The organism is Bradyrhizobium sp. U531 (assembly GCF_051710265.1).
Taxonomy (GTDB): domain Bacteria; phylum Pseudomonadota; class Alphaproteobacteria; order Rhizobiales; family Xanthobacteraceae; genus Bradyrhizobium.
Map to the genome: position 1 here is coordinate 778,661 of NZ_JASVEN010000001.1, position 20,241 is coordinate 798,901.

The window sequence follows — 20,241 nt, forward strand, 5'->3', positions numbered from 1 at the left end:
CTATAATTCCAGCTCGCCGTCGCGAAGCTTTCTGTCACGCTCCGAAATTTCGGCCTCGCTGGCAGGAAATATCATTGCCATGCCCTCGGTGGCGGCCCGCTTTTGAACGTCATCGACGAAGGTGTGCAGATTGTCGTGATACTCCTGGAACGCGGCAGCGTGGTCGTCGCCGTGCCGCTCCAATGCTTCGGCAAGCCGTCCTGCGCCGATGATCGCCATTGAGCCGCCCATGCCTGCCACCGGGGACACGCAATACGCCGCGTCCCCCACCAGCGCGATCCGTCCTTTCGACCAAATCGGCATCCGAATCTGGTTGATCCTGTCGAAGTAAAAATCTTCGTCGGTGCCCATAAGGTTCAAGGCGGCCGGCACTTTCCAGCCTAGTCCGTCGAAACGGTCGTGAATCATCGCGCGCTGCTGCGCGCGGTTGCGATAGTCGTATTCGATTTCGCTTTCGGTGCGGAAAGCAAAGGCGATGTCGGTACGGTCGTCATAGCCGTTCAACATCGTTGTCAGACCGGGCACGCTGTATACCTGCGATACGTTGGGCGGCAGAAGTCCAGTCTCCGGCACGACCTTCAGGTAGACATAGCCTCCCATGAAGTAAGTGAAATTTTTCTCGTCGCCGAACACCAGCCTTCTGGTGTTGGAGCGGTTGCCATCGCAGCCAAACACGAGCGCAAAGGCATGCTGTGACCCATCGTCGAGTGTGACCATAACGCCGCCATGACTATCCTCCAGGCGCTTGATCGATCGGCCGAACCGAAGCTCGACCGACCCATCGATCCCCGCGAAGAGGATGTCCAACAGATCATCGCGGTGTATTTCGAAACGAGCAGGCGGCGCAGCATCCGGACCAGTCTCTACACCGAAGCCGCCAAGCGTGTGATCTTGGGCGTCCTTACATTCAAACGCGCGCGGGGGAAGCGTCTTGGCCCGAACGGCTTCGAACATGCCCATTCGTTCGAGAATGGTGATGGTCTCGCCTTCGATGTCGACCGGCGTTCCGCCTTTGCGAAGTCCGGGTGCAAGCTCGACAACCGTGACCCGGTAGCCCAAACGGTTGAGCCAGTAAGCTGTCGCCAGGCCCGCGAAACTTGCACCACTCACGAGGACGGGGCTGCCGGCGGGCGGGGTGGGGCTTTGGTCGGCATTGGATTGATTGAGCAAAAGGGCACCACGGAGATGAGAATAGTTATATATACTCAATACCAATATATACTAAGTACAATTAAAGGCAAGGGCTGATGGACGACAAGGACAACCGCCGAACCCGCAAGCGTTTGGCCACGCGTCAGAGCATCTCGGACGCAGCGACCCGACTGTTTATGGAACGGGGGTTCGACGCCGTGACGATCGACGACGTTGCTGCTGTCGCTGACGTCGGGCGCATGACGGTCTTCAATCATTTCCCTCGCAAAGAGGATATGTTCTTCGACCGCGAGGAAGAGATCCAGGCTTTGGCCTTCGGAGCCGTTCGCGGACGCAAGCCCGGCGTTTCGCCGATCGAAGCGGTCCGCATACTGGCGCATGACCTCGTTACGCGGGATCATGAGTTCATGCTGCTGTCCGACGACACGAGGCGGTTCGTCAAGACGGCCATGGACAGTGAAGCGCTCAAGGCGCGAGCGCGGGAAATGCGAGACGATTTTACCCGCGCACTTGCCATTGTGCTGGCCGAGACCAGCAACCAACCGACGGATGATCCGAACGCTCATCTTGCAGCCGGACTGATCGTATCGGTTTGGACCGTAGCCTTTGCCGAAGCGCAGAAGCTTTTTGATCGCACGCGGAACGCAAGCGAGGCCAAGCGCTGCTTCATTACGGTCATCGACCGCGGGATCACAGGCACCGCAGCAGCGCTCGCCGAGACCGCTTACGTTTGATGCGGCAGCAGTGGCAGAATGCCCGCTTCTAGCCCAAGGCGGACATCCGACAGACTGCGTTGAACGTCACCGTCTGCATGGAAAGCGGACTCGGCGAGCGGCAACTACGGCGATGCGGCTTTTGCAGTTCTCGGCGGCCGTGGCCAAGGACGATGCGAACGCTTCACGCCGCGAGCGACCTGGCCCGGCCGGCGGATTGGCCGCCTTAGTCGAAGCCGGTCCGGCAAAGTTCATCCGGTTCTGGAAAATTTCCCGGCTCGCCAGCCTTCGGATGCAAGCATAGGATCGCGCTCTCCGGGCGACGTGCTCCAGCTTCATCGATTCAATTCGAATTCCCGCTTTCTTGCCGAAGGCGGGAGCTGCTCGTCGAACCGCGAATAAAAAACACACGGGGAGGGATAATCATGTCCGAATTGTCGCGCCGCGATTTCCTGGCACTTTCGACATCAGCCGCAGCCGTCGGCCTTGCCTCGCCGGCGCGGGCCGCGATGGGGCCGAACGACAAATACGATCTGGTGATCCGCGGCGGCGAGGTGCTCGACCCCAGCCAGTCGCTGCGCGCGAGGCGCGATATCGGCATTCGCTGGGGCATGATCGAGACGGTGCAGGAGACGATCCCCGCCGAGCGCGCGCTCAAGAGCATCGACGCATCGGGCAAGCTCGTGATGCCCGGTCTCATCGACCTGCATAGTCACGTCTATCCCTATGGATCGGCGATCGGCATTCCCGCCGACGAGCTCGTGCAGTTCCAGAGCACGACGACCGTCGTGTCGGCGGGCGATGCCGGGGTCAACAATCTGGCGGCGTTGCGCCGGTTCATCGTGGCCCAGACGCGGGCGCGGATGTACGCCTTCGTCCATATCGCCAATAACGGCCTGTCGGCATTTCCGGTCGCCGAGCTCTACAACATCGACATCGCGCAGACCGAGGCTTGCGCGATGGCACTGGCCGAGAACCCCGACTTCCTGCTCGGGGTCAAGGTGCGCATGTCGGAGAACGTGATCTTCAAGCACGGGCTCGAGCCGCTCAAGCGGGCCATCCAGGCGTGCGAGATGTGCGGCTGGCCGGCAAAGATGATGGTGCATATCGGCGGCGTCGAGTCCAAGGAGCTGATGTCGCAGATTCTCGACTTGCTCCGCCCGGGTGACGTACTGACCCACGCCTATTCAGGCGCCCCGAACATGTCGAACGTCTTTACCAACATCGTCCAGGACGGCAAGCTGCTGCCCGCGGCCCTGGCAGCCAAGCAGCGTGGCGTCATGTTCGACGTCGGCCATGGCGGCGGCAGCTTCGATTTCACCGTGGCGGAGGTCGCGATCCCCGGCGGTTGCGCGCCGGATACGATCTCCTCCGATATCCATGTCTTCTCCGGCAATTCGCCGGGCATGCCGTTCCTGCCCAATGTGATGAGCAAGTTCATGATTCTGGGCTTTACGCTGGAGCAGGTGGTCGCAATGGCCACCACGGCGCCGGCGAAGATCATCGATCGCGCGCCGAAGATCGGCACCCTGCAGGTCGGCGCGCCCGGCGATGTCGCCATCATGGAGCTGGTGGAGGGGCCGGTCAGCTTCGTCGATACCCGCAACAACAAGCGGGACGGCAAGGCCTATCTCAAGCCGATCCAGACCGTCATCAACGGCGTGCCTTTCGGGCGGCCTTATCAAGCGCCGTTCGCAGTCAGATGAGACGGCCGAGATCGGCTAGGTCACCGCGACGTTCGCCCTGGCCGCGACGGGCCGCGGAAGGCGCAGCCCACGGGCCAACACTGAGCGACGCGGGGCCGGCAACCTCTTCGGGAGCGTTCCGAAATGCGCAAGGGCCTGCGTCAGCGTCAGCCTGACCGCCGGCTCGATCTTCGCGCAGATGAACCAGCAGACCAGGACAAGCAGGCCCAGCGCGATCCACAGGGCCGAGGTCGCATCCAGGCCCGCCTCGACCAGGGCGCGGATGATCGCCGTGCCGATGACGTTGTGGGTGAGATAGAGCGGGTAGGTGATCAGTCCCAGGGTTCGCAGATAGGCCGGCGCTTCGGAGGGCGTGGTGCCCGCCGAGTGCCTGTTTCGTCTCGCGGCAAGAGCGATGAGGAGCACAGCAAACGCCCAGACCATGATCGGCACCAGAGCCGATTGATCCGCGATGGCGGGGATCGAGGTCAGGAAGAACGAGGCGAAGAAATAGATCTCCGCGGCCCCCGAAACACAGGTGACGGCAAAGGCGATCTTTTCGAGCGCCGTCAGTTCCCTGTTCGCGGAGATGAACAGCCAGATGCCGAGCGCAAAGAAACAACCATGGCTCAGCAGGAAGGCCGCGCACGGCACCCGGAACATCAGGATGACGAGATAGGGCAGGTCGGATGGCGTCGTGCAGGCCAGCACCAGCAGCGCAACGGCATTGAAGATCGCGCTGTAGATGGTGAGGCCGAAGGCGAGGTGCCGCAGGGTGATCTTACGCGTCAGCATCGCGCAAAACACGAGGCCATAGAATGCCGTCTCGGCGGCCAGCGTCCAGTAGACCTCGTCGAGCCACTGGCCCGTGACGCCCTTGGGCACCATCAGCATCGCGTGGACGTAGGGCACGATCAGTTCGGACGCCGGGCCGCTGCCGAACAGCAGCAGAACGAGCAGGGTCGCGGTGGCGCAGACCCAGACCGCCGGATAAAGCCTGAGCGCGCGGCCGAGCAGGAACGCGCCCGGCGAAGACAGGGCCGCCGAATTGGCGATGACGAAACCGGAGATGACGAAGAAGATCTCGACGCCGACCCAGCCGAACCAGGTGAAGGGGGCGGCGGAGGGGTAGAGCACATCCGCGGCGACGGTGCGCTCAAAGCCGGGGACGCCGATCGAGGTCCAGGCCCACGACCAAAACATCTGGTGAAAGACGGCAACGCCGAGCGCGGCGGCGAAACGCAAGGGATCCAGCAGGGGCAAATGGCTCTTCACGGCAATGGACCAAGTTCATGCAACGATCCCGCTGGAGATAAAGAAGCCGCCGATGGCACTCTGCGAGGTTGGTCACACTTGGTCCATAGCCGCTCGAATGCTGGGGTATTCGGGGTGGATTACGTCAAGCCGCGCTTTCGTGCCCCAGACACAGGGCAAAGCGCCCGGCGATGCGAAGCATCGGCCGGTGCGCTGCACCGCGTCCAGGACAACAGAGAGCTGGAGCTCATCCGCAACAGACAGCCTGCGGAGAGAAAGAACTAGCGCGCGCGTCCCGACCGCTTGAGATCGGCGACCTTGAACCTGTTGCCGGCAGCCAAGCTGCTGCAGAACCAGTGGGCCCGGTTTCGATTTTCGCCCAGAAACACCTTGGTCTCGACGCAGTTCTCGTAGGATGCATGGGTGATGGTGTCCCGGCACGTCGGCGAGAACGGTCCATAGTTCACATTGCCGCCCGACTCGCTGCATCCGATCCACGGCTCGTTGCCGTGCCGGAAGCTGGATGCACAGCCGCCGTTGCAGCTGCTGGCGACTTTCTCAAGGCTGGCAAGCCGCGCCATGGGCGAGCCCGGCGCGTACGAAGGCGTGCGCGCGGTGACCGTTCGCGTGGTCGGCGTGGTCCGGCGCGGCGCCGTTGTGTTTGCTCCCCGGTCCGACACATTGGGCTTTGCCACCGGCTTCGGCGCATCGACCGTGATCGGGGGAAGCGTGGCGGCGGAGCCGTTCGGGATTTGCGACAACGCCGGGGCGCACAGTAGGGCGGTCGACAGGATGGCGATGGTAGAAGGCACGACAAGGCTAGATGAGATTCTCATGACCATGTCCTTCCAATGCCGGAACGGCAATTCCGCACCGGTAACTTCACGGTAACATACATTTGGAGTCGATCAACCGAAGGTTGAGACGGTCTCTGCCCAATGTTTGGCCTCGTGGTCCGCGGAAAGCGGAGCGCGTCAATTCGTTCTCGTGACACCGCGCAGCAGCGTTGCACGCTGCAGCGTGTCGAGGACACGTGGGGTCTCAAACGAAAACGGGGCCCGTGAGGGCCCCGCAAAACTCTTCAACGCTGATCCGTGATCTTACTTGATCTTGGCTTCGCGGAATTCGACGTGCTTGCGCGCGACCGGATCGTACTTCTTCTTGACCAGCTTGTCGGTCATGGTGCGCGAGTTCTTCTTGGCGACGTAGTAGAAGCCGGTGTCGGCCGAGGACACGAGCTTGACCTTGATGGTGACCGCTTTGGCCATGTTCTGAACCTCAGAATATTGGGGAATCTGGAGCCGGCCAAACGGCCCGCGTTGGCCGGCAACCTAGCCAGAAACCGCCTGATGTCAAGGTTTCGAAGCGTTTTCCAGCGAAGGGAGCACCGGTTCGCGTCAAGAAAACGCGCCAAAAACAACAGCCTAGAGCCCAAACGGGGCTCCAGGGGCGGAAAACCACTCAAATCGGCCCGATTACGCCTCGAAGAACCGGTTTTTCGGCCTGGGAAGGCCGAGATTCTCCCTCAGGGTGGCCCCTTCATACTCTTTCCGGAAGATTCCGCGCCTTTGCAGCTCCGGCACGACCTTGTCGACGAAATCGTCGAGGCCGGCGGGCAGGAACGGGAACATGATGTTGAAGCCGTCGGAGCCGCGCCCGACCAGCCATTCCTCCATCTGGTCGGCGATGGTCTTAGGCGTCCCGACGAAGGACAGACCGCCATAGCCGCCGACGCGCTGGGCGAGCTGGCGCACGGTGAGCTTGTCGCGGGCGGCAAGGTCCACCATGCGCTGGCGGCCGCTCTTGCTGGCATTGGTCTCGGGGATCTCGGGGAGCGGTCCGTCCGGGTCGAAGCCGGAGGCATCGGTGCCGAGGATGACGGAGAGCGAGGCGATGGCGCTCTCGTAGTGCACGCGGCTGTCGAGCAGCGCGCGCTTCTCCTTGGCCTCGTCGACACTGTCGCCGACCACGACGAAGGCGCCGGGCAGGATCTTGAGATGCTCGGGGTCGCGGCCGACCTTTTCCATCCGGCCCTTGATGTCGGCATAGAGCTTCTGTCCGTCGGCGAGGGTGCCGCCGCCGGTGAACACGGCTTCCGCCGTCTCGGCCGCGAGCTGCCTGCCGTCGTCCGACGCGCCGGCCTGCACGATGACGGGCCAGCCCTGCACGGGGCGGGCGATGTTGAGGGGGCCGCGCACTTTCAGATATTTGCCGTTGTGGTCGAGCGTGTGCATCTTGGCGGGATCGAAGAACAGTCCGCTCTCGACGTCGCGCACGAAGGCGTCATCGGCGAAGGAATCCCACAGGCCCGTGACGACGTCGTAGAACTCGCGAGCGCGCTTGTAGCGCTCGGCATGCTCCATGTGATCGTCGAGGCCGAAATTCAGCGCCGCGTCCGGGTTCGAGGTGGTGACGATATTCCACCCCGCGCGCCCGCCGCTGAGATGGTCGAGCGAGGCGAAACGCCGGGCGACGTGATAGGGCTCGTCGAACGTGGTCGAGCCCGTTGCGATCAGGCCGATCCGTTCGGTGACAGCAGAGAGCGCCGACAGCAGCGTGAACGGCTCGAACGAGGTCACGGTGTGGCTGCGCTTGAGCGCATTGACCGGCATGTTCAGCACGGCCAGGTGATCGGCCATGAAGAAGGCGTCGAACTTGCCGGCCTCGAGCTTCTGGATCAGCGTCTTGATATGCCCGAAATTGAAATTGGCGTCGGGCCAGGCTCCGGGATAGCGCCATGCGCCGGTGTGAATGCTGATCGGGCGCATGAACGCGCCGAGCTTGAGTTGCCGTTGTGCCATCGCCCCGTATCCGTTCTGGGTGTCGTTGGGGAAAGACATAGGCATGCCGCGGAGCTGCGCCATTGGGGGAGGCGGGAAGAATCTTTTGTTTTTCGCGGCTCTCTCAGCACAAACGCGTCATTCCGGGGCGCGCGCAGCGCGAGCCCGGAATCCATTGGGCCGCAGGGACGGCCGATGGATGGATTCCGGGCTCGCGCCAAGGGGCGCGCCCCGGAATGACGGGGGGCCTCATCGAACCAACCCGCCGCTCGCACCGACCAAGCCATGACCTTCGCTCCCAAGGAGACGCTTATGGCAGGCGCAATGACCGTGGATGGCGGCACCGTCCGCATCGACCGGTCCATGCCGTGGGTCGGCCGGCTGCTGTCGTTGCCGCTGCTGGCGGCGAGCTTCTATCTGCTGTGGAATGTCGCGCTCGGCCTGCGTCAGGACTTTTTCGGCTTCGGACGGCTTGCCGACGATCTCGTTCCGGTGCTGGTGTTCACGGCACTCGGGCTGCTCGTCGGCATCCCCGGACTGATCCTGCTCACCTTCCGCACCTTCGTCGTGCTCAACGAGACGCTGCGCCAGATCGTCATCACCAGGCAGTTCGGTCCGCTGAACATCCGCTCATTGCGTGATCTCGCCGACTATCACTTCATCAGTGTTACCGACGACTACGACACGGATCTGACGACGTACGACGTCAATCTCTGCGGCAACAAGGGCACAGAACCGATCACGCTCCAGAGCTTCACCAGGCGCGAGGAGGCGGACCAGCTCGCAAACGAGATCGGCCGCGTCCTCAAGCTGCCGGCGCGCGACTATGTCGGCACCGAGCCGGATGCCGCTTGATCAGCCCAAAATATCCTTCTGCATCTTGCCGCCGTAGAAATGGAAGAACGGCACCGGCGCATCGTGGCGCAGCGGGCCGGTGGCAAGGCGCGTGTCGAGCTCGTTGAGCACATTGCGTGTCATCGGATGCAGGTCGGCGAGCGGCTTCGAGCCGAGCTCGACCCAGACCAGTTCGACCAGCTCGGCATCGGCGTGGATCACACCATCGACGCGGTGGGCAATCGCGGAGGCATCGGCGGTGAAGAAGCGCGTGTCGAACCGCTTGACGCGGCCGGGCGGGGTGATCGCGCGGGCAATCAGGAACAGGCTCGAGGGATCGGGCAGCAGGCCTGCATCCGCAAACGGCTTCCAGGGACCTTCCAGCTTCGCCTTGCCCTCGGTCTTGCGGCCGAGACAGAGGCCGGTCTCCTCGCAGGCTTCGCGGATCGCGGCGATGGCGAGCGACTTGGCGCGCGAGGCTGGGGTCTTCGGGCTGCCCTTGGCGAGGTTGGCTTCGAGCTCGGTGGTGATGGGCGCCGCACAGGGCACGCGGTAGTCAGCCTTGTCGACACGTCCGCCCGGGAACACGAACTTGCCGGGCATGAACACCACCTTGTCGTGCCGCTTGCCGACCAAAACTTTTGGAATGGCATCGCTGCGATCGACAAGGATCAGGGTCGCCGCGTCCTTCGGGCGGAAATAGGGATGGTGATCCGCTTCCTTTTCCTCGTGAACCCTGGCTTTCTCCGTGGCCTGCGCCGTATCCGTCATGTCCTCACCCAGATCGTTCTTTTGCTTGCTTACACAGGCGGAATACCATCCGGAGGGTTCTCGTCAAACCCGTGCATGCGCAGAGCCCATTGCAAGCCGACCACAGCTCCCTTCACCGGCTGCAGCAGCGCGAGCGAGGCGACGAAGGTGAAGGGCAGATAGGCCGCGAAGCTGAGCCAGACCGGCGTCGAATAATTGGTCTCGATCCAGAGGATCGTCGGCACCACGATGTGTCCGACGATGACGATGACGAGATAGGCGGGCAGGTCGTCGGCGCGGTGCGGCGTGAAGTCGAGCCCGCATTTGGCGCAATTATCCGCCGTCTTCAGGAAGGCGCGGAACAGCTTTCCCTGGCCGCAGCGCGGGCAGCGGCTGCGAAAGCCGCGCTTCATCGCGGCAAAGACGTCGCGCTTCTCGACCAGACCGGTCTCGCGCGTCCAGGTTTTTGGGGCCGTGCTCATCGTCACCATGCCTTGCCCTTCTTGCCTTTACCCTTGTTCTTTCCCTTGGCCTTCCCTTTGCCAGGCTTTTGCTTCGCCGGCTTGCGTTTTTTGTCCGGGCTGCGTCCGGGATGGGCCTTGATGGAGGGACGGCGCTGCGGATGGGGGCGCCTGCGGTCGCGCGGTGCGGTTTCGCTTGCCGATCCCAGCAGCTCGAAGCGCAGTGCGCCCGCGATGGGAGCAGCTTCGATCAGGCGGACGTCGACGACATCGCCGAGCTGATACATGGTGCGGCTGCGCGTGCCGACGAGGGCGTGCCGGCTCTCGTCATAGTTGAAATATTCCGTGCCGAGGGATCGGATCGGGATCAGGCCGTCGGCACCGGTTTCAGCCAGCTTGACGAAGAGCCCGGCGCGGGTGACGCCGGAGACGCGGCCCTGGAAGCTCGCGCCGATGCGGTCGGCGAGGTGATGCGCGATCAAGCGGTCGACGGTCTCGCGCTCCGCCTTCATCGCGCGCCGTTCGGTGACCGAAATATGCGCGGCGACTTCGCTCAGGGTTTCCGGCGTCTCGCTGTCGGGCAGGGCGCCTTCGCCGAGGCCGAGCGCGCGCACCAGCGCACGGTGCACGACGAGGTCGGCATAGCGGCGGATCGGCGAGGTGAAATGCGCGTAGCGGCGCAGGTTCAGGCCGAAATGCCCGTAGTTCTCGGAGGAATATTCCGCCTGCGCCTGGGCGCGCAGCACGACCTCGCTGACCAGCGGGTAATAGTCGTGGCCTTCGAGCTGGGCCAGCACGCGGTTGAACAACGTCGGGCGCAGCGCGCCAGATTTGGCGAAGGGAACGTCGAGCGTCTCCAGAAACTCCGCGAGTGCGTGGACCTTCTCCAGCGTCGGCTCGTCATGCACGCGGTAGATCAGCGGGAGCGATTTCTTCTCCAGCATCTCGGCCGCCGCGACATTGGCGAGGATCATGAACTCCTCGATCAGCTTGTGCGCATCGAGCCTCTCGGGGACCACGACACGATCGACCGTGCCGTCGCTCTTGAGCAGGATCTTGCGCTCGGGCAGATCGAGATTGAGCGGATCGCGTTCGTCGCGTGCGCGCTTGGCGCAGGCATAGGCCGCATAGAGCGGCTTCAGGATCGGATCGAGCAGGGGGCCGGTGATGTCATCGGGCCGCCCATCGATCGCAGCCTGCGCCTGCGCGTAGCTGAGTTTTGCGGCCGAGCGCATCAGGATGCGGTGGAACGTATGCGAGCGTTTGCGGCCGTCGGGGCCGAGCACCATGCGCACCGCGAGCGCGCCGCGCGGCTCGCCCGGCACCAGCGAGCAGAGATTGTTGGAGATGCGCTCCGGCAGCATCGGCACGACGCGGTCGGGAAAATAGACCGAGTTGCCGCGGTCGAGCGCGTCGCGGTCGAGCGCCGAGCCCGGCCGGACGTAGAAGCTCACATCGGCGATGGCGACGTTGACGATGAAGCCGCCCTTGTTGTTCGGATCGGGGTCGGGCTCGGCGTGCACCGCGTCGTCGTGATCCTTGGCGTCGGGCGGATCGATGGTGAGAAGCGGCACGTCGCGCCAGTCCTCGCGCCCCTTCAGGTTCGCGGGCTCCGCGGCCTCCGCTTCGCGCTCGGCGGCGGGGGAGAATTGCAGCGGGATCTCGTGGGCGTAGATCGCGATCAGGCTGATCGCCTTCTCGGACTTGACCGAGCCGAGCTTTTCTTTGACGCGGCCGGAGGCGAGGCCGAAGCTGCGCGTGCGGACGATGTCGACGCTGATGAGATCGCCGTCCTGTGCGTCCTTGGTGTCGGCAGGGGCGATGTTCAGCTCGCGGTCCGCCATCTTCTTGTCGACGGGCACGAGCCGTCCGCCGCCTTCGGGCAGGCTGCGGAATACGCCGAGGATGCGGCTCTTCGCCTTGTCGAACACCTTGATGACGCGGCCGCGATAGGCCGGCCCTTCGGCCTCGTTGGTCGGCTCGACGCGCAGCAGCGCGCGGTCGCCGACGCCGGCGGCGGTGCCGGGCTTCGGCCGGCGCGGCATCTCGATGATGATCTTGGGCGGTTCGCCGTTCTCGACCTCGTCCCATTCGGTGGGGGAGGCGATCAGCTCGCCGTCGCGGTCGCGGCCGGTGATGTCGGCGACCAGGGTCGGCGGCAGCGCATCGGGCTCGGAGACCTTGTGGCGCTTCTTCTTGATGGTCCCGTCGTCGGCGAGCTCGCGCAGCATGCGCTTGAGCTCGACGCGATCGGCGTTCTTCAGGCCGAACTCGCGTGCAATTTCGCGGGTTCCGACCTTTCCTGGATTTGCCTTGATGAAGGCGACGATGGCTTGCCGGTCGGGAAAGCCACGGTCATTGTTGCGTTTCACTTAACCTCTAATTCTTGATCTCAAGTCTTGCCGGCACTCTTCTTGGCCGGAGCCTTGGTGGCGGCGGCCTTGGTCGGCGACGTCTTTGCGGTCGACGACACGGCGGCGCGCGCCTTGCTGGTGGATTCGGTTTTGGATTTGGCCGCGGCTTTCTTCGCGGCCGGTTTCTTCTTCTTCGGCGCGGCGTCGTCGCCGTCAGCCTTCTCTGAAGTCTTTTTCGCCTTGGCGGGCTTGGCTGCCTTTTTCGGCTTCTTGCCGCCGCCCTTGGCCGCGCGCTCGTCGATCAGTGTGATCGCCTGCGCCAGCGTGATGGCGTCCTTCTCGATGTCGGCCGGGATCGTCGCGTTGATGCCGCCGGCCGTGACATAGGCGCCGTAGCGGCCGCCCTTCACGGTGACGGTTCCGAGCGTCGGATGGTCGCCGATCGCCTTGCCGGGATCGGCGCCGAAGCGACGGCTCGGACCCTTGGCGATCTTTTCCGCAATCAGCGTGACGGCGCGGTTGATGCCGATGTCGAACACCTCGTCGCCGGCCTCCAGGCTGGCATAGGTCTTCTCGTGCTTCACGAACGGCCCGAAGCGGCCGAGGCCCGCCGTGATCGGCTCACCAGTCTCCGGATGTTTTCCAATTTCGCGCGGCAGCGACAACAGCTTCAGCGCAAGCTCAAGCTCGACATCGCCGGGCGAGGTGCCCTTCGGGATGCCCGCACGCTTCGGCTTCTCGCCTTCCTCGTAATCCTTCTGCTCGCCGAGCTGGATATAGGGCCCGAAGCGGCCGGCCTTGACCCAGACATCGCGGCCCGTGTCGGGGTCCTGGCCGAGCGAACGATCGGCCGTCGCCTCGCTGTCGGCTGCGAGCTGACGGGTGTAGCGGCACTCCGGATAGTTCGAGCAGCCGACGAAGGCGCCGAACTTGCCGGCCTTCAAATTGAGCCGGCCGTTGCCGCAACTCGGGCACTGCCTGATGTCGCCGCCATCCGCGCGGGGCGGATAGATGTGCTGGCCCAGCATGTCGTCGAGCACGTCCAGCACCTGCGCCACGCGCAGGTCCTTGATGTCGTCGACGGCGCCGATGAAGCCGGTCCAGAAATCCTTCAGCACCTGCTGCCAGGATATCTCGTTGTTGGAGACGCGGTCGAGCTGCTCTTCCAGATTGGCCGTGAAATCGTACTCGACATAGCGGGCGAAGAAGCTTTCGAGGAACGCGACCACGACGCGGCCCTTGTCCTCGCCGTGCAGACGCTTCTTCTCCAGCTTGACGTAGCCGCGGTCCTTCAGGACCTGAAGGATCGAGGCATAGGTCGAAGGCCGGCCGATGCCGAGCTCTTCCATGCGCTTGACCAGCGATGCTTCCGAGAAGCGCGGCGGCGGCTCGGTGAAATGCTGGGTGACGGAGAGCGACTGCCGCTTGAGCGCATCGTTCGGGCTCATCGCGGGTAGGCGGCGAGAGTCCTCGTCCTCCTCGTCGTCGCGGCCTTCCTGGTAGAGCGCGAGGAAACCGTCGAACTTCACGACCTGGCCGGTGGCGCGCAGCTCCAGCGTCCGGCCGCCGGCTTTCGCCGTGATGTCGACGGTGGTGCGCTCCAGCTCGGCCGATTCCATCTGGCTTGCGATGGTGCGCTTCCAGATCAGCTCATAGAGCCGCGCCTGGTCGGAATCGAGCTTGCGGCTCATGGCGTCGGGACGGCGCGAGAGGTCGGTCGGGCGGATCGCTTCGTGCGCTTCCTGGGCGTTCTTGGCCTTGGCCTGGTACTGGCGCGGGGCGTCCGGCACGTAGGCGTTGCCGTAATCCTCGCCGATCACCTTGCGCGCCTGGGTGATCGCGGACGGGTCGATCTGCACGCCGTCGGTACGCATATAAGTAATGAGTCCGGTGGTCTCGCCGCCGATGTCGATGCCTTCATAGAGGCGCTGCGCGATGCGCATCGTATGCGCCGGCGCAAAGCCGTATTTGCGGCTGGCTTCCTGCTGCAGGGTCGAGGTGGTAAAGGGCGCCTGCGGATTGCGCCGCGCGGGCTTTGCGTCGACCGCGGTCACCGCGTAGTTCGCGAGCTCCAGCGCCTTCTTGAAGTCTTCGGCTTCAGCGCCGCTGCCGACGTCGAGCCGCTGGATCTTCTTGCCGTCGGCGCCGACGAGGCGCGCCTCGAACGCATCGCCGCGCGGGGTGAGCAAGGTCGCGATCAGCGACCAATATTCGCGCGGCACGAACTTTTCGATCTCGAGCTCGCGGTCGCAGACGAGGCGCAGCGCCACCGACTGCACGCGGCCGGCCGAGCGGGCACCCGGCAGCTTGCGCCACAGCACGGGGGAGAGGGTGAAGCCGACGAGATAGTCCAGCGCACGGCGCGCCATATAGGCGTCGACCAGCGCGCCGTCGATCTCGCGCGGGTTCTTCATCGCGTCGGTGACGGCCTGCTTGGTGATGGCGTTGAACACCACGCGCTCGATCTTCTGGTCCTTGAGCGCGCGCTTCTCTTTCATCACCTCCAGCACGTGCCAGGAGATGGCCTCGCCCTCGCGATCAGGGTCGGTCGCCAGAATCAGGCGGTCCGCACCCTTGAGCGACTTGGCGATGTCGTTGAGCCTGGCGGCCGCCTTGGGATCGACCTCCCAGATCATCTTGAAATTGGCGTCGGGATCGACGGAACCGTTCTTCGCGGGGAGGTCGCGGACATGGCCGAACGAGGCCAGAACCTCGTAGGACGAGCCCAAATACTTGTTGATCGTCTTGGCTTTCGCCGGCGACTCCACAATGACGATATTCATGTAGTTCCAGTAACTTACGGGAAAATTTGGGGCCGAAAACGAAAAGATTCGGGTCGGCCGTTTCGACCCGAACATGGGTGGTGAGGCCTCCGCTGTCAAATCGAGGGCTGTTGAAGGCCCAGGGAATGGGAAAAGTTTCATATCGAGAAAGTTGCAAAATACCACCTTGGAGTTGCGGTTGCTATCGGCGTAATGTTTCCGCGGGGCATGGATTCGGGGTGGGCTGGTGACTAGGCCGGGAAAGAAACGGGCGCGCGCCGCATCAGGCGCGCCGGGAGGCTCGCGTCACGACGAACCGGGCGAAGGCGGCGTGGACGAGGCGGTCGCCTTCATCGCCGAGCAGGTCGGCGCGCTGCGCAAGCTCGCCGAGCGCCACAAGCTCGACGTGCTGCATTATCTCCTCGGCATGACCAAGCTCGAGGCCGACGAACATCTGCGGCTGCGGAGCAAGCGCAAGCTGTCGTGAGGTGGCGGTAGCCCGGATGAGCTTGTGGCCCGGATGGAGCGCAGCGAAATCCGGGGTGGTCGTGCCTCGGGGAAGGATTCCCGGATTGCGCTGCGCTCCATCCGGGCTACGACACTCGATGCTTCGGCACCTCGTCATTGCGAGCGGTCAGCCGTTGCGGCCTGCCAATTTCGCCAACCGCCCGCCGAGATATTCGGCCGTGACGAGGTCGCTCTGCGGCAACGCGCCGTCGATCAGGTGCGTCGCCAGTCCAAGCTGGCTGCCCAACCGATTGCGACCGGCTGGATCCTCTCCGCCCGGAATATCCAACCCGCACCAGAGCATGCCGTGCTGAGCGGCCAGAATGGAAAAGTAGGTCAGCGTGTGGAGTTGGTCGCCGCCTGCGCACGCGCCCGTCGTGAAGCCACCCGCGATCTTCTCGGCCCAGTGCTGCTGGCTCCATCGGTCACTTGAAGCGTCTGCAAAGGCTTTGAATTGGGCTGCCGCTCCGCCCATGTAGGTCGGGCTGCCGAATGCAACGGCGCCGGCGCGGTCGATCGTCTCCATCAATCGCTCGTTCTGGAAGCGGCCCGACACGATGTCGTCGCCGACGATCCGGCAAAGCGTGATCTCCGCCAACCCAGCGGCCCCGCGCGCAACCGCATGCGCCAGCTGGTCGGTGGTGCCGGAGATCGAGAAGTAGACGATGGCGAGCAGGGGCATTGTGGCGCCATTTTGGGATCCCTAGCCATCTTTGATGTTGCCAGGATTTTGCACAAGTCCCTCCATGTCGTCATTGCGAGCGCAGCGAAGCAATCCAGAGTCTTTCCGCGGTGGGATTCTGGATTGCTTCGCTGCGCTCGCAATGACGGTGTGGCGGCGTGCGTCCTCACGCCGACCGCCGCCGCGGCGCGGGTCGCGGCTTCAGCATGGTCTCCGCTGGCGAGAGCAGCCGCCCATCTTCAGCGCGCATCTCCAGCTTCTTCACCTGTCGGCCTTTTTCGCGATCCACCAAAATGGTGGCGATCTCCTCGGGGCGGTCGTCGAACTCCTCGCTCCATTGCCGCAGCGCGACCAGGATCGGGAAGGTGCCGCGGCCCTTCGGCGTCAGCACATATTCCTGATAAGAACTCCCGTCGGAAGCGGGGGCGGTTGCCAGAATGCCGTGATCGACCAGCGCGCGCAGCCGCGTCGCCAGGATGTTCTTGGCCATGCCGAGCTTGTTCTGGAACTCGCCGAACCGGCGCAGGCCGAACAGCGCCTCGCGGATGATCAGCAGCGACCACCAATCACCGAGCGCATCCAGCGATCGCGCGATCGGGCAGGCATCGCCCTCGAAGCTCGTCCGTTTCACCATGGTCGTCCGTCCTGTCGCGTTCGCACGGGTCTGTGAGCCGATCACGCGCTTGTGTGGTTGCATCATAAAACCAAATGGCCTAGATGGCAATCTAGTTTCATAATGCAACTACTGGAGGCGAGCGTGAGACTGACGAACAAGACGGCCTTGATCACCGGCGGCAACAGCGGCATCGGGCTTGCGACCGCAAAGCTGTTCGTGGCGGAAGGCGCCAAGGTGGTGATCACCGGGCGCAACAAGGAGACCCTGGCGGCCGCCGCAAGGGAGCTTGGTCCGAACGCGCTGGCGCTCGTCGCTGACGTCACCGACATCGCAGCGACGGACGCCGCGATCAGGCAGGGCGCCGAAAAATTCGGCAAGTACGACATCGTGTTCGCCAATGCCGGCATTCCCGGCGCCGGCGGCACGCCGCTGGGATCTGCGACGCTGGAGGTGTTCGAGAAGGTCATCAGCACCAACCTCACCGGCGTATTCTTCACGGTGCAGTCGGCGCTACCTCATCTCAACGACAATTCCTCGATCATCCTCAACGGTTCGGTGATCTCGGTGCTCGGCATTCCCGGCTATTCGGCCTACGGCGCGGCCAAGGCCGGCGTGCGCGCGATGGCGCGGATCATGGCGTCGGAGCTGTCGCCGCGCGGCATTCGCGTCAACGTGGTCGCGCCCGGAGCGATCCGCACGCCGATCTGGGGCGCGGCGGTCGCAACGCCCGAAGCGGAGAAGGCCTTCGAGAAGCGCATCGGGCTGATGACGCCGCTCGGCCGTCTTGGTGAACCAGATCACATCTCGAAGACGGTACTCTTCCTTGCTTCCGATGATGCCGCGCACATCCAGGGCCAGGAGATCTTCGTCGATGGCGGCGCGGTGGCCTCGCCGAGCGGCGCGCCGATCTATCGTGGTTGAGCGCGTGACGTGAAATTGAATCGGCCGGCGCAACGAGAATGGTTGCGCCGGCCGGTTCCCGCATCTCGGAAGATGTATTTGCTGAACCTTTGCGTGAGGCGTTGAACCTTGGCGCGAGCTGCGCAGACATTTTTACGGGCAGGGGGCACAGAAGACTCATTTTCAAGGGAGTCCGTTATGCCGAAAGCAGCTCGTATTTTTTCGTCGATTTCATCACCACGCGTTTTCACTGAAGACTCCGCCGTTCCCGCGAAGCGTTCCGACACCTCAGAGCTTGCAGCCGTCGCGATATTCTCCGGGATCGGCCTGTTCGTGTCGTTGATTGCCGTGATCCTGGGCATGCAGGGCGTCTGGTTTTAGCGCACCCGCATGCATCAGCCGCCGCGCAAGTCCGGCGGCGGCTGAGTTCACGCACGCCTTCAGGCCGCGCGCAGGCTCGTTGCCGATTGCAACGCGCCGGCGATCGCGTTTTCACGGTGCTCCGGCCCGACCTGGATGCCGTCTGCGAAAATGAATTCGGGGTCGGTGATGCCGATGAAGCCGAACACCCAGCGCAGATAGGTTTCGAGATGCTCGCCAGCGGCCATCGGCGTTTCCGCTGCGTAATAGCCGCCGCGTGAGATAGCCACGATCACGCGCTTGCCGCCGGCAAGCCCCTCGGGCCCGGCCGCGCCATACTTAAATGTCTTTCCCGCCACCATGATGCGGTCGATCCAGGCCTTGAGCTGGCTCGGAATGGTGAAATTGTACATGGGGGCGCCGATCACCACGATATCCGCAGCGAGGAACTCGTCGAGCGCGGCGGCGCTCGCGGCGAGGTCAGGTCCGAGTTCTGCCGGCGCGGGCGCGCCTTGCGCGGCGGCGAGGTGCGAGCCCGACAGGTGGGCGAGCGGCGTTTGCGTGAGGTCGCGATAAACGACCTCGACCGAAGGCGTCGCCTGCCTGAGACGATCGACGATGGCGGCGGAAACCTGCCGGGAGACGGAGTGGGGGCCGAGGACGCTGGAGTCGAGATGGAGGAGCTTCATTTGGGGTCACCCATGGTATAAGTTTGTAACCAGCGCTACATGAGTGACTGTCGAAATCCCCGCAAGAACGCACTTTTTTGAGCCATGGGCACATTCTTGAAACCTGAGAACACCGATTTGCCTGCACCGCCGCGGCCGGCTTCAGGCCCATTGCAGCGGCCTGATCCCATGCCGGACCCCAACCACGCGGACTGCCGCGGGGTCGCCTCCGTGCTGTCGCGCGTCGGCGACAAATGGAGCGTGTTCGTCATCATGATGCTGAGCGACGGGCCGAAGCGCTTCAACGAGCTGAAGCGCATGATCAACGGCATCTCGCAGCGGATGCTGACCCTGACGCTGCGCGGGCTGGAGCGCGACGGCCTCGTCACGCGCACGATCTTCCCGACCATCCCGCCGCGCGTGGACTACGAGCTGACCGATCTCGGCCGCGGGCTGACGCGCCCGGTGGAGGCGCTCGGGAGCTGGGCAAAGGACCATCTGGTGCAGATCGAGGCCGCGCGGACGAAGTTCGACCAGCGCAACGATCGCTAGATCAGCGACACCAATCCGCCGCCGTGACGCTCGAGCTTTCCGGCGAGCTCGAGCTCCAGCAGCACGGTTCGCACGATCGCGGGCGAGGCGCCGGACATCCGCACGAGATCGTCGATCGTGACAGGCGCGGGGCCGAGCAGGCCGGTGATCTGGTCGCGGTCATGGCCTTGCGGATCGCTCTCGAACGGCTCGCTGTCGGGCTCGTTCATCGGGTGCATCAGCGGCCGCTCCATGATCGGCTGAACCGCGTTGATGATGTCGGCAGCTTCGGTGACGAGCGTTGCGCCCTGCTTGATCAGGTCGTTGGCGCCGGCGGCGCGCGGATCGAGCGGCGAGCCGGGAACGGCGAACACCTCGCGGCCCTGTTCGGCCGCCATCCGCGCGGTGATCAGCGAGCCCGAGCGATGCGCCGCCTCGACTACGACGACGCCGAGCGACGCGCCCGAGATCAGGCGGTTGCGGCGGGGGAAGTCGCGGGCGCGCGGCTCGTGGCCGAGCGGCATCTCGGAGATAGCAGCGCCCTCGTGATCGAGGATCGCAGTGAGCAGATCGCCATGCTCGGGCGGATAGATGCAGTCGTGGCCGCCGGCCAGCACGGCGATGGTGCCGCTCGCGACGCTGGTGCGATGCGCGGCCTGATCGACACCGCGCGCCAGCCCGGAGATGACGACGAAGCCGGCCTCGCCGAGTTCGTGCGCGAGCTGGCCTGCGAATTTCAGCCCGGCCCCCGACGCGTTGCGCGAGCCGACGATCGCGATCATCGGCCGCATCAGGGTTTTCGTGTCGCCGCGCACCGCGAGCAAAGGCGGCGCATCGTCGATCATCGCCAGCCGCGACGGATAGCCGTCCTCGCCGGGCGCCAACCAGGCGATGCCGAACTTTCGGCTCGCGGCGAGCTCGGCCTTGGCCTCATCGGCGCTGCAGATGCGGCCCGACCGCTGCGCACCGCCGCGGCGTGCGAGATCAGGCAGCCGCTCCAGCGCGGCGCGCGCGCTGCCGAAATGATCGACCAGCGAGCGGAAGGTGCGCGGTCCAACATTGTCGGAACGGATCAGCCGCAAGCGGTCGATCCGCTCAGCCTCGGTCAGCTCCACGCTTGGATTGATGGCGTCCACGGCGTCTCCTTGTGGGGACAGCATGGAACAACCTGGGAGCGTATGGAAGAGGCTGGACCCGGCTGCGACACCCAAATAAACGGATGAAAGCCAAGT

At 64.2% G+C, this 20,241-nt stretch carries 20 protein-coding genes; 7 read left to right on the forward strand and 13 right to left on the reverse strand.

The window, feature by feature from the left end; genetic code table 11:
- Positions 1 to 1,170, reverse strand: coding sequence for an FAD-dependent monooxygenase (locus QRQ56_RS03945; RefSeq protein WP_438737720.1), 1,170 nt, complete (start codon positions 1,168 to 1,170; stop codon positions 1 to 3).
- Between the two features lie 77 nt (positions 1,171 to 1,247).
- On the opposite strand from QRQ56_RS03945, the gene QRQ56_RS03950 reads away from it, so the two are divergent.
- Both QRQ56_RS03950 and QRQ56_RS03955 read left to right on the forward strand, forming a co-directional pair.
- Positions 1,248 to 1,886 (forward strand): TetR/AcrR family transcriptional regulator, encoded by a 639-nt coding sequence (locus QRQ56_RS03950; RefSeq protein ID WP_438737721.1) that lies wholly within the window; start codon positions 1,248 to 1,250, stop codon positions 1,884 to 1,886.
- A 404-nt stretch (positions 1,887 to 2,290) separates the two neighbouring features.
- Entirely contained in the window at positions 2,291 to 3,571 is a 1,281-nt protein-coding gene (locus QRQ56_RS03955; RefSeq protein ID WP_438737722.1) for an amidohydrolase family protein, read from the forward strand.
- A gap of 15 nt (positions 3,572 to 3,586) precedes the next feature.
- Here the strand turns inward: QRQ56_RS03955 and QRQ56_RS03960 are convergent, their stop codons facing one another.
- The 4 genes from QRQ56_RS03960 to QRQ56_RS03975 all read right to left on the reverse strand — a co-directional run bounded on the left by QRQ56_RS03960 (position 3,587) and on the right by QRQ56_RS03975 (position 7,605).
- Positions 3,587 to 4,825: an acyltransferase family protein gene (locus QRQ56_RS03960; protein WP_438737723.1), complete on the reverse strand. Its 1,239-nt coding sequence runs from the start codon at positions 4,823 to 4,825 to the stop codon at positions 3,587 to 3,589.
- Between the two features lie 260 nt (positions 4,826 to 5,085).
- A complete protein-coding gene (locus QRQ56_RS03965; RefSeq protein ID WP_438737724.1) occupies positions 5,086 to 5,646 on the reverse strand; it encodes a hypothetical protein in 561 nt (186 codons plus the stop codon).
- Between the two features lie 258 nt (positions 5,647 to 5,904).
- Entirely contained in the window at positions 5,905 to 6,072 is a 168-nt protein-coding gene (gene rpmG / locus QRQ56_RS03970; RefSeq protein ID WP_007603295.1) for a 50S ribosomal protein L33, read from the reverse strand.
- 207 nt (positions 6,073 to 6,279) lie between these two features.
- Positions 6,280 to 7,605: an LLM class flavin-dependent oxidoreductase gene (locus QRQ56_RS03975; RefSeq protein ID WP_438737725.1), complete on the reverse strand. Its 1,326-nt coding sequence runs from the start codon at positions 7,603 to 7,605 to the stop codon at positions 6,280 to 6,282.
- A gap of 291 nt (positions 7,606 to 7,896) precedes the next feature.
- Between QRQ56_RS03975 and QRQ56_RS03980 the strand changes: the two genes are divergently transcribed.
- Complete coding sequence (locus QRQ56_RS03980) at positions 7,897 to 8,439, forward strand: hypothetical protein (RefSeq protein WP_438737726.1); 543 nt, start codon at positions 7,897 to 7,899, stop codon at positions 8,437 to 8,439.
- Here the strand turns inward: QRQ56_RS03980 and QRQ56_RS03985 are convergent, their stop codons facing one another.
- Genes QRQ56_RS03985 through topA form a run of 4 tightly spaced genes read right to left on the reverse strand, consistent with a single transcriptional unit; the run spans position 8,440 to position 14,766 of the window.
- A complete protein-coding gene (locus tag QRQ56_RS03985) occupies positions 8,440 to 9,189 on the reverse strand; it encodes an NUDIX hydrolase (protein WP_438737727.1) in 750 nt (249 codons plus the stop codon).
- A gap of 29 nt (positions 9,190 to 9,218) precedes the next feature.
- On the reverse strand, positions 9,219 to 9,659 hold the full coding sequence (locus QRQ56_RS03990) for a DUF983 domain-containing protein (RefSeq protein ID WP_438737728.1): 441 nt from the start codon (positions 9,657 to 9,659) through the stop codon (positions 9,219 to 9,221).
- Positions 9,653 to 12,001: a ribonuclease R gene (rnr, locus tag QRQ56_RS03995; RefSeq protein WP_438737729.1), complete on the reverse strand. Its 2,349-nt coding sequence runs from the start codon at positions 11,999 to 12,001 to the stop codon at positions 9,653 to 9,655. Before rnr ends, QRQ56_RS03990 begins: the two co-directional genes overlap by 7 nt.
- A gap of 20 nt (positions 12,002 to 12,021) precedes the next feature.
- On the reverse strand, positions 12,022 to 14,766 hold the full coding sequence (gene topA, locus QRQ56_RS04000) for a type I DNA topoisomerase (RefSeq protein WP_438737730.1): 2,745 nt from the start codon (positions 14,764 to 14,766) through the stop codon (positions 12,022 to 12,024).
- Positions 14,767 to 14,992: 226 nt separating this feature from the next.
- On the opposite strand from topA, the gene QRQ56_RS04005 reads away from it, so the two are divergent.
- Positions 14,993 to 15,232: a hypothetical protein gene (locus QRQ56_RS04005; RefSeq protein ID WP_438737731.1), complete on the forward strand. Its 240-nt coding sequence runs from the start codon at positions 14,993 to 14,995 to the stop codon at positions 15,230 to 15,232.
- A 147-nt stretch (positions 15,233 to 15,379) separates the two neighbouring features.
- On the opposite strand, the gene QRQ56_RS04010 is transcribed toward QRQ56_RS04005, so the two are convergent.
- Together QRQ56_RS04010 and QRQ56_RS04015 are read right to left on the reverse strand one after the other, a co-directional pair.
- Complete coding sequence (locus QRQ56_RS04010; RefSeq protein ID WP_438737732.1) at positions 15,380 to 15,934, reverse strand: flavodoxin family protein; 555 nt, start codon at positions 15,932 to 15,934, stop codon at positions 15,380 to 15,382.
- Between the two features lie 166 nt (positions 15,935 to 16,100).
- A complete protein-coding gene (locus QRQ56_RS04015; RefSeq protein ID WP_438737733.1) occupies positions 16,101 to 16,568 on the reverse strand; it encodes a winged helix-turn-helix transcriptional regulator in 468 nt (155 codons plus the stop codon).
- Positions 16,569 to 16,691: 123 nt separating this feature from the next.
- On the opposite strand from QRQ56_RS04015, the gene QRQ56_RS04020 reads away from it, so the two are divergent.
- Both QRQ56_RS04020 and QRQ56_RS04025 read left to right on the forward strand, forming a co-directional pair.
- Complete coding sequence (locus QRQ56_RS04020) at positions 16,692 to 17,471, forward strand: SDR family NAD(P)-dependent oxidoreductase (RefSeq protein WP_438737734.1); 780 nt, start codon at positions 16,692 to 16,694, stop codon at positions 17,469 to 17,471.
- 177 nt (positions 17,472 to 17,648) lie between these two features.
- A complete protein-coding gene (locus QRQ56_RS04025) occupies positions 17,649 to 17,831 on the forward strand; it encodes a hypothetical protein (RefSeq protein ID WP_438737735.1) in 183 nt (60 codons plus the stop codon).
- 59 nt (positions 17,832 to 17,890) lie between these two features.
- Here QRQ56_RS04025 and QRQ56_RS04030 read toward each other — a convergent pair whose 3' ends face one another.
- Positions 17,891 to 18,499 carry an FMN-dependent NADH-azoreductase gene (locus QRQ56_RS04030; protein ID WP_438737736.1) on the reverse strand — a complete coding sequence of 203 codons (609 nt, stop codon included), beginning with the start codon at positions 18,497 to 18,499 and terminating at the stop codon, positions 17,891 to 17,893.
- 84 nt (positions 18,500 to 18,583) lie between these two features.
- Here QRQ56_RS04030 and QRQ56_RS04035 point away from each other — a divergent pair, with 84 nt between their 5' ends.
- Positions 18,584 to 19,030, forward strand: coding sequence for a winged helix-turn-helix transcriptional regulator (locus QRQ56_RS04035; RefSeq protein WP_438737737.1), 447 nt, complete (start codon positions 18,584 to 18,586; stop codon positions 19,028 to 19,030).
- On the opposite strand, the gene dprA is transcribed toward QRQ56_RS04035, so the two are convergent.
- Positions 19,027 to 20,169 (reverse strand): DNA-processing protein DprA, encoded by a 1,143-nt coding sequence (dprA, locus tag QRQ56_RS04040; RefSeq protein WP_438737738.1) that lies wholly within the window; start codon positions 20,167 to 20,169, stop codon positions 19,027 to 19,029. The two genes, QRQ56_RS04035 and dprA, sit on opposite strands and share 4 nt — an antisense overlap.
- Between the last annotated feature and the right edge of the window lie 72 nt (positions 20,170 to 20,241).

Excerpts from the sequence above, each read along its gene's own strand:
- QRQ56_RS03950 (WP_438737721.1), top strand. The coding sequence starts at position 1,248 with ATGGACGACAAGGACAACCGCCGAACCCGCAAGCGTTTGGCCACGCGT.
- QRQ56_RS03955 (WP_438737722.1), top strand. The coding sequence starts at position 2,291 with ATGTCCGAATTGTCGCGCCGCGATTTCCTGGCACTTTCGACATCAGCC.
- QRQ56_RS03965 (WP_438737724.1), bottom strand. The coding sequence starts at position 5,646 with ATGGTCATGAGAATCTCATCTAGCCTTGTCGTGCCTTCTACCATCGCC.
- rpmG (WP_007603295.1), bottom strand. The coding sequence starts at position 6,072 with ATGGCCAAAGCGGTCACCATCAAGGTCAAGCTCGTGTCCTCGGCCGAC.
- QRQ56_RS03975 (WP_438737725.1), bottom strand. The coding sequence starts at position 7,605 with ATGGCACAACGGCAACTCAAGCTCGGCGCGTTCATGCGCCCGATCAGC.
- QRQ56_RS03980 (WP_438737726.1), top strand. The coding sequence starts at position 7,897 with ATGGCAGGCGCAATGACCGTGGATGGCGGCACCGTCCGCATCGACCGG.
- QRQ56_RS03985 (WP_438737727.1), bottom strand. The coding sequence starts at position 9,189 with ATGACGGATACGGCGCAGGCCACGGAGAAAGCCAGGGTTCACGAGGAA.
- QRQ56_RS03990 (WP_438737728.1), bottom strand. The coding sequence starts at position 9,659 with ATGGTGACGATGAGCACGGCCCCAAAAACCTGGACGCGCGAGACCGGT.
- topA (WP_438737730.1), bottom strand. The coding sequence starts at position 14,766 with ATGAATATCGTCATTGTGGAGTCGCCGGCGAAAGCCAAGACGATCAAC.
- QRQ56_RS04010 (WP_438737732.1), bottom strand. The coding sequence starts at position 15,934 with ATGCCCCTGCTCGCCATCGTCTACTTCTCGATCTCCGGCACCACCGAC.
- QRQ56_RS04015 (WP_438737733.1), bottom strand. The coding sequence starts at position 16,568 with ATGGTGAAACGGACGAGCTTCGAGGGCGATGCCTGCCCGATCGCGCGA.
- QRQ56_RS04025 (WP_438737735.1), top strand. The coding sequence starts at position 17,649 with ATGCCGAAAGCAGCTCGTATTTTTTCGTCGATTTCATCACCACGCGTT.
- QRQ56_RS04030 (WP_438737736.1), bottom strand. The coding sequence starts at position 18,499 with ATGAAGCTCCTCCATCTCGACTCCAGCGTCCTCGGCCCCCACTCCGTC.
- QRQ56_RS04035 (WP_438737737.1), top strand. The coding sequence starts at position 18,584 with ATGGGCACATTCTTGAAACCTGAGAACACCGATTTGCCTGCACCGCCG.
- dprA (WP_438737738.1), bottom strand. The coding sequence starts at position 20,169 with ATGCTGTCCCCACAAGGAGACGCCGTGGACGCCATCAATCCAAGCGTG.